Raw genomic sequence first — 1,681 nt, forward strand, 5'->3', positions numbered from 1 at the left:
AAAATCTTCTTTTTATCCCGTTCTTCTTTTAAAATTTCAACCGCTTCTCTGAAGCGCATAGAGTGTACGATTTCACGCTCTCGCAAAAAACGCAGGGAATCGTTTAAATCAGGATCATCCGAAATATCAATCAGCCATTGATACGTCGCCCGCGCCTTTTCTTCTGCGGCAATATCTTCGTATAAATCGGCAATCGGATCGCCCTTCGCTTGGATATAGCTTGCGGTAAACGGCACGCCCGCCGCATTATGATAAAAAAGCGCGCTGTCGTGATTGACGTAATGATCGCCAAGCCCAGCTTCACGCAGCTGCTCCGGTGTGGCGTCTTTCGTTAACTTATAGACCATGGTCGCAATCATTTCCAAATGGGCAAACTCCTCCGTGCCGATATCTGTTAAAAGGCCGATGACCTTATCAGGAATCGTATAACGCTGGTTCAAATACCGGAGAGCCGCGGCCAGCTCACCGTCCGCTCCGCCATACTGCTCAATCAAATACTTCGCCAGCGTCGGGTTGCACGTACTGACCTTGACAGGGTATTGCAGCTTCTTTTCATACACCCACATTCAGGCATTCCTCCTTATACTTGCCACGGCCATGGCCCTTTTCCCCAATCCCAATCCTTGCCCGCGGGGCTGTTGCCGAACTGCAGAAGCGGTCCGTAAGAGGATTCGAACTGTCTTTTTAAGTGCCTTGAATAGCCGGAATATTGATTGAATTGCTTCAGCGCATCTTCATCATGAGGATGTGTATTTAAATAAAGACTCAGCTCAACAAGCACAAAATCAGCAGCCTGTATTTGCTCTAGCTGACGATAATATTCGGCATCAACCTTTTTTGCCATGTGCGTCTCCCCCTCGATAAGGGTTTTCATAAAAATCATAGATATCCTTCCAAAGGGTGCCTTTCCTCAAAGCCTCCATCGGCGAAAACTGCTCCATGTGCTCAGGCTGAAAGGTCATATAAAGGTTAGGGGGCGTTCTGTAATATTTCTTCCCTATGGGCGGACAGGGATCAAAACGGCTGTGAAAGGGCGTATATGATTTGACAGGCGTAAACGGCTGCATATCCTTCATTCCGGCTCCTCCTTTCTCAAAAACAATGACCTTAATAGGTATGAAGCAGGAGGCATGATTATGACTAAAACACGACTTAGCTTTTTCAATAAGAAGACCTTCGGAAGCGCCGAAGGTCTTTCTAGACTATTCAGTCTAAAATGAGGTCAGTGTTTCCAATATGCAGCATGAGCAGCCGCAAACTCTGACAGCGAACGAGGTTCTTTTCCCGTCACACGCTTCACTGTATCCGTTACCCGATGTTCCGCACCATGGCTGATTGCCTCATCAAGCCCCGCCATAAATCCCGCATAATCAGCCGGCAAACCAGCTGTCTCCATCCGATTCTGCAGCTCGGAACGAGAAATGCTGACATGCTCCACCCGGCGTCCCGCCGCAGCACCGTCCATTCTGGAAACTCACGCACTGCCTGATGAAGCGCGCCAAAAACGGGACCATTCTCAGGGACAACAGACGCACTTAGCATCACTACACGCTTTGCACCGAGACGCTTTGCCTCCTTTAAAAATCGTAAATGGCCGCTTTTCCTTCTATTCTTTTCGGTGATCCCTCCGGCGCATAAGGAAACTCAAATACAGCATTCTCATCCCAAAGCTCCGTCCAGC

General features: G+C 48.6%; 3 protein-coding genes and 2 pseudogenes. All 5 read right to left on the reverse strand.

Translation table 11 applies throughout. The features are described from left to right. Positions 1–566, reverse strand: a 566-nt coding sequence (gene cotJC / locus ACWHAR_RS20660) for a spore coat protein CotJC (protein WP_452087684.1), incomplete at its 3' end; no start/stop codon positions are given. Positions 567–580: 14 nt separating this feature from the next. Then, positions 581–844 (reverse strand): spore coat protein CotJB, encoded by a 264-nt coding sequence (gene cotJB / locus ACWHAR_RS20665; RefSeq protein WP_003219491.1) that lies wholly within the window; start codon positions 842–844, stop codon positions 581–583. Then, positions 828–1,076 (reverse strand): spore coat-associated protein CotJA, encoded by a 249-nt coding sequence (cotJA, locus tag ACWHAR_RS20670; protein ID WP_017695614.1) that lies wholly within the window; start codon positions 1,074–1,076, stop codon positions 828–830. The genes cotJB and cotJA overlap by 17 nt, the downstream gene beginning before the upstream one ends. 146 nt (positions 1,077–1,222) lie before the next feature. Further along, a pseudogene (locus ACWHAR_RS20675) lies at positions 1,223–1,590 on the reverse strand (hypothetical protein); the annotation flags it as partial. Continuing rightward, positions 1,581–1,681: pseudogene (locus ACWHAR_RS20680) on the reverse strand (nuclear transport factor 2 family protein); the annotation flags it as partial. The pseudogenes ACWHAR_RS20680 and ACWHAR_RS20675, both read right to left, overlap by 10 nt.

Source organism: Bacillus sp. LR--39 (genome assembly GCF_053613335.1).